Annotated in this window: 5 protein-coding genes and 1 riboswitch; of the genes, 2 read left to right on the top strand and 3 right to left on the bottom strand. The window is 64.0% G+C overall.

The features are described from left to right. Nucleotides 1-113: 113 nt before the first annotated feature. Together HGB41_RS23095 and HGB41_RS23090 are read left to right on the top strand one after the other, a co-directional pair. The gene (locus tag HGB41_RS23095) at nucleotides 114-911 is read left to right on the top strand and encodes a metallophosphoesterase family protein (RefSeq protein WP_171088661.1); all 798 of its coding nucleotides are present in this window, start codon (nucleotides 114-116) and stop codon (nucleotides 909-911) included. A 44-nt stretch (nucleotides 912-955) separates the two neighbouring features. Continuing rightward, nucleotides 956-1534: a metallophosphoesterase family protein gene (locus HGB41_RS23090; RefSeq protein WP_171088660.1), complete on the top strand. Its 579-nt coding sequence runs from the start codon at nucleotides 956-958 to the stop codon at nucleotides 1532-1534. A gap of 57 nt (nucleotides 1535-1591) precedes the next feature. Here the strand turns inward: HGB41_RS23090 and HGB41_RS23085 are convergent, their stop codons facing one another. Genes HGB41_RS23085 through HGB41_RS23075 form a run of 3 tightly spaced genes read right to left on the bottom strand, consistent with a single transcriptional unit; the run spans nucleotide 1592 to nucleotide 4719 of the window. Beyond that, nucleotides 1592-2896, bottom strand: a complete 1305-nt coding sequence (locus HGB41_RS23085) for a cobyrinic acid a,c-diamide synthase CobB (protein WP_171088659.1) — start codon at nucleotides 2894-2896, stop codon at nucleotides 1592-1594. 25 nt (nucleotides 2897-2921) lie between these two features. Further along, nucleotides 2922-3695, bottom strand: coding sequence for an ABC transporter ATP-binding protein (locus HGB41_RS23080; RefSeq protein WP_171088658.1), 774 nt, complete (start codon nucleotides 3693-3695; stop codon nucleotides 2922-2924). A 1-nt stretch (nucleotide 3696) separates the two neighbouring features. Next, nucleotides 3697-4719 carry a FecCD family ABC transporter permease gene (locus tag HGB41_RS23075; protein ID WP_171088657.1) on the bottom strand — a complete coding sequence of 341 codons (1023 nt, stop codon included), beginning with the start codon at nucleotides 4717-4719 and terminating at the stop codon, nucleotides 3697-3699. Nucleotides 4720-4808: 89 nt separating this feature from the next. Further along, nucleotides 4809-5030, bottom strand: a riboswitch (cobalamin riboswitch). Between the last annotated feature and the right edge of the window lie 579 nt (nucleotides 5031-5609).

Raw genomic sequence — 5609 nt, 5'->3', positions numbered from 1 at the left:
CAACCAGTGTGAAAGTAGGTTATCGTCAGGCTAGTTATAAAGAAAAAGCCCGCTAGTGAACTAGCGGGCTTTTTTTCGTCTTGATCAAAACCCCACCAGGGCAAGGATCCGCAATGCGGATCCGGCGGTGGGGTTTTTTGCTTTCTACCTTCCATTTGGCGATTCCGAGCGCTGATCTGTATGCTCAGCTAATAGAATTCACCCCTCCAGCCAATATTTACGCTTCCCCTCCCAGCGCGCGGCGACACTTCTTGTTTTATTGCCTAGGCAAAACAACAACGAAGAAGACGCGCATTTATCTGCTTCGCGGGATCGTCATCGCTGGTACCCTGTTTCTCATCCTGGCCGGAGTCGCGCTATCCAATGCGCGTATCGAACTCACGGAAGCGGGTGTCCATCAACGTCTTCTGATCCCTCTCGGTTTTGCAAGCGCCGGCATCCATACGTATGCGGGCACCGGAGACAAGGTGAAGATGGCCGGCTTCCTCGACGGCCCTATCGTCAGGAGAAAAGCGGACGGCGGCTGGACCACCACCTGGTATTGCGAAGACAAAGTGCAGCAGCTGGCTGGCAAGAGCGCTGAACTGTCGATCGACTGCGCGGGCCAGAGCCGGCAGTTCCCCGTTTCGCGTTCCCCATCCGTCCCCAACGCCGTATTCGAGACACCTGAGGACACGGTGATCATGAGCGACATCGAGGGCAATACCCGTTTCCTCGATGCAGCCCTCGCTGCGCTCGAGGTCACGGATGTTGATGGCAACTGGCGCCATGGCCGCAAGCACCTGGTGATTGCCGGCGATGCGGTCGACCGGGGCCGCGACGTATTGGCGGTGCTGTGGCGGTTGTATGCGCTCAGCCTGCAGGCGCAGGATGCCGGCGGCGCCGTGCATGTCCTGCTCGGGAACCAGTAGCAGTACCTCTTGCGCGGGAATACCTCTCGGGCGAACCGCGACACTTGTATGCGCTCGCCCGCATGGGAGGGCAGGCCGGCGCCTTTGCGCCCGATACGCTGATCGGCCACTGGCTACGCCAGCAGCCGGTCATCATCAAGAGCGGTAAGACGGTGATTACCCATGGCGGAGTCAGTCCGACGGTCGCCGATTCCGGCCTTACCGTCAGCACCCTGAATAGCGCGATGCGGCGCTACTGGTCCGGCGACATGCCCGGCAAGGGTGAACTGGACGCGGTGGTCGGCCCTGCCGGGGTCACGCAGTACCGCGGCTACCTGATGGATGGCGAGGACCGCTACGCCGCCGCGACCACCAGCCAGGTCGGCGACGTGCTTGCGCATTTCGGCGCGCGCCGGATCGTCGTCGGGCATACCCTGGTCGACGGCGTCACCGCCCTTCACCAGGACAAGGTGTGGGCCATGGACGTCAACAGCAATACCGCGAGGCCCGAAGCCCTCATGATCCGGAATGGCGAGCCGCTCGTCGTTGCAGCCGGGGCCTCCAGGCAGCTCGATGAGCACAAGGCGGGCCGCCGCCGACCCGTCCTTTCAGCCTGTTTGCCAGCGAAGACATGGCAATGCTGAAGGGGGTGATCTCCTCGAACTACGCGCTGTAGCGCATCCCGGTCCCCTACTGAGCGATCAGGACGAATCTGCCCCGAACAGCGCGGACGTGGCGGGTGGGTTCGACGGGAAGTAAGCGTGGAAGTAGGACGCAGTAAGTGACCCGATACGGAACACCGCTTCGCCCTGCGTCCCGGTGCCGGTGTTGACCGCGTGCGCCTGCGGCGGCGCCGGCGTCTCCAGCCGCGAATAGTGGAAAGTATGGCCGCGCAAAGGACCCTGCGGCGTCGGCATCGCCTGCGAGCCAAGTCCGCCGAGCCGCTCCTGCATCAACACTTCTCCCGGCATCAGTCCGGCCATCGGCCAGCGCCTGCCTTCCTTGTCGGTCAGGCCATCGACGACCGCCATCATGCCTCCGCATTCGGCCAGGATCGGTACGCCGTGCGCATGCGCCGCGCGGATCGACGACTGCCACTTGGCCGCCTTCGACAGCGCTTCGCCATGCAGTTCCGGATAGCCACCCGGCAGGAAGACCGCAGCGGCATCGGCAGGCACGGGTTCATCCCTCAAGGGCGAAAAATAACGCAGCCGCGCGCCCATCGTTTCGAGCAGGTCGAGATTCGCGGGATAGAGGAAGCAGAAGGCGGCATCGCGCGCGATGGCGATGGTATGGTGCTCGAGCGGGCGCCCGACATCCTGCCACTCGGGCGGCGATTGCGGCAGGACGGGCAGCGCCTTCCAGGCGTCTTCGTCGAAGTGCAGCTCATCCGCCAGCTTGTCGAGCAGCGCGTCCAGGCCATCGACTTCGCCGGGCAGGACCAGGCCAAGTTGACGCTCCGGCAGCGCGCTGTCTTGTTGCGGCAGCCAGCCGATCAAGGGAATGTCGCGCAGGGAGGCTGCCACCATGCCGGCATGGCCTTCGCCGGCAACGCGGTTGGCGACCACGCCGGCCAGTTGCACCGGCCCGTAGTCGCGCAGCCCGCGCGCCACCGCGCCTGCGGTCTGGGCCATCGCCGAGGCATCGATCACCGCCAGCACCGGCACGCCGAATTCATGCGACAGGTCGGCCGCTGACGGTGCGCCGTCGTACAGGCCCATCACGCCTTCGATGAGGATCGCATCGGTCTCGCGCGCGGCGTCGTGCAGGCGGCGCCGGCATTCGTCGAGGCCGACCATCCACAGGTCGAGCGTATGCACCGGCGCGCCCGAGGCACGCTCGAGCAGCATCGGGTCGATGAAGTCTGGCCCGCACTTGAAGACCCGCACGCGCAGCCCCTGGCGCAGCAGCTTGCGCGCCAGCGCGGCGGTCACGCTGGTCTTGCCCTGGCCCGAGGCCATCGCCGCGACCAGTACGGCGCGGGCTCCTGCATCCCTGTTCATCATTCCTCCGTCCCTGCCTGCGGGCCTGTCATGCAGCCGCCTCGAGCGGAATAAAAATGCGTCGGCCGCCGTGTTCCAGCATCTCGATCGGATGGCCCAGGTAATCGCCCAGCAGCGCGGGCTGCATGGTCTGCTCGACGGGGCCTGCCTGCCAGCGTCCATCGCCCTTCAAGAGTAGCGCATGGGTGGAAATCCGATAGGCGAGGTTCAGGTCGTGGCCGATCATGACCACGGCCTTGCCCTGCTCGCGGCACAGGCGGGCCAGCAGCCCCATCACACCCACCTGGTGCGCCAGGTCGAGCGCGTTGGCCGGCTCGTCCAGCAGCAGCAAGGGCGTTTCCTGAGCCAGCAGCGCGGCGATGGCGACCCGTTGCCGCTCGCCCCCGGACAGCGTGCGCACGTCGCGGCCGGCCAGGTCTGCCACCTCCATCGAGGCCAGCGCGCGCATGGCGGCCTGGTGGTCGTCGCTGCCTTCCCAATATCGGTTGTCGTGATAGGGATGGCGCGCCGACAGCACGGTCTCGATCACGCTATAGGCAAAGGCGTCGTGGCGCGACTGCGCGAGGAAGGCGCGTTCGCGCGCCAGCTCTTCGGGCGCCCAATGCTCCAGCGCGCGCCCGCGCACCAGCACGGAGCCGGCACTCGGTGGGTGCAGGCCGGCGAGTGTGCGCAGCAGGGTGCTCTTGCCGGCGCCGTTACGGCCGATGATGCTCCAGCATTCGCCCTGGCGGGCAGCCCAGTCGAGCTGCTGGACCAGGATGCGGCCGGCGATGCGCAGGTCGAGGTGCTCGGTCTGGATCATCTTATCTCCGCAGGCGGTGCAGTTGGTAGAGGAAGACCGGCGCGCCGATGATGGCCGTGATCGCACCCACCGGCAGCTGCTGCGGCGCGATGACGGTACGCGCGACCGTATCGCACAGCACCAGGAAGCTGCCGCCGGCCAGCACCGCGGCTGGAACCAGGACGCGGTGGTCCGGTCCAAACGCGTAGCGGCAGGCATGCGGGACGATCAACCCGACGAAACCGATCGAACCTGCGCTGGTCACGGCACTGGCCGTCAGCACTCCCGACACCAGGAACAGGCCCTTGCGCAGCCTGCCGACGCGAATGCCAAGGGTGGCTGCGCTTTCCGCATGCAGTGCGACCACGTTCATGGCGCGTGCACTGCGCAGCGCATATAGCAGCGCCGCGCCAAGCACCACCCAGGAAGCCAGTCGCACCGGTGCGCCGGACAGGTCGCCGATCATCCAGAAGACCATGTTGCGCAGGCGGCCTTCCGGTGCGAGCGACAGCATCAGCGTCACCAGTGCCATGCAAGCGGACGAGAGGATCACCCCGGTCAGCAGCAGCGTCGAGGTGCCGCCCTCCGCCGCCAGGCCACCGCGCAGGTCGCGCCGCGCCAGCACGTAGAGCAGCATCGACACCGCGACCGCACCACCGAGCGCCGCCAGGTCGACCACGATGGCTGCAGCCATCAGCAGCAGGGCGAGCAAAGCCCCAACCGAGGCTCCTGCCGAGATGCCGAGCACGTAAGGGTCGGCCAGCGGATTGCGCAGCAGTGCCTGCATCATCACGCCGGCCAGTGCGAGCGCGCCGCCGGTAACAAACGCCGTCAGCGCACGGCCGGCGCGCAGTTCGAGCAGCGAGGCGGCGAGCGAACCGCCCTCGCCACGCGCAAGCTGGAGTATGGCGTCCGGCAGCTCGCCGGCTGGAATATAGATGGATCCCGTCATGCCGGCGAATAGCAGGCTCGCAAGGGCGCACAGCAGCAGCATGCCGATGACGGACATGGCATGCCGGCGTGGCGGACGGACTGGATGATGCATGCGTTTCCTGGTCGGGTGCGCGACGTCGCACGCACAATGACAACCGGCCGACGTCCCCGTAGGCCAGATTGAACCGAAGCGCACCGCTGGCGCACTTCCACCTTTTGGCCGGTATCCGGGCTGGCAAGTCGGACCGTCCAACCTTCCCATGCGAATCGCACAGTGGTCATGGAAGACGGCTTGCCGCGTTATCGCGGCACTTGCTTACCGTTGCGGGGGCAGCACGCGTTGGCCTTGACAAGAGGTTTCGCGTTTCCCGTTTAACTGCGCCAGTGAGTACGGGCGCGTGCACCAAAACGTTCTCATTATACGGTGATGCAGTTATTGCTTTGCCGATGAGCCTACAGACAATGGAGGGTGGGCGAGCAGCTGAATCACATCGGCCCCCAAAGTCCGCTGCTGTAGACCGGCAAGTTATTTCCTGAAACCAAGATAGAAAAACATGTGGATACTTCGATTGCAGGCATTGCCAGCGTCGTGATCATTTGATATAGTTCTGCTCCTCCGACGCACACGCAGCTTCACGGCAGCGACAGCGAAGGAAACGAAGGGGTTGACGAGAAACGCAAAACGCCGCATACTCTCGCTTCTCTGCTGCTGACGAACACAACGCTTCGTCAAGTGCAGCAAGGCAGTACCAAACAAAGTTCTTTAAAAATTTACAGTCGATAAGTGTGGGCGTTTGATGAAGGTGCCAAGATCTTCGGTTCTTGATTACTTAAATTATCAAATGTTCACAAAAAAGAAATACGTTGCTCAGCAATGAGTAACGGTCAGTATTTTGAGTGAGCGACCCCTTGGTAAAACAAGGGTGACAGAAATGTCAGCAACAGAGATTAAACTGAAGAGTTTGATCCTGGCTCAGATTGAACGCTGGCGGCATGCTTTAC

This window comes from Telluria aromaticivorans, assembly GCF_013003915.1.
Taxonomy (GTDB): Bacteria; Pseudomonadota; Gammaproteobacteria; order Burkholderiales; family Burkholderiaceae_D; genus Telluria; species Telluria aromaticivorans.
This window is presented reverse-complemented; position numbering and strand designations above follow the sequence as displayed.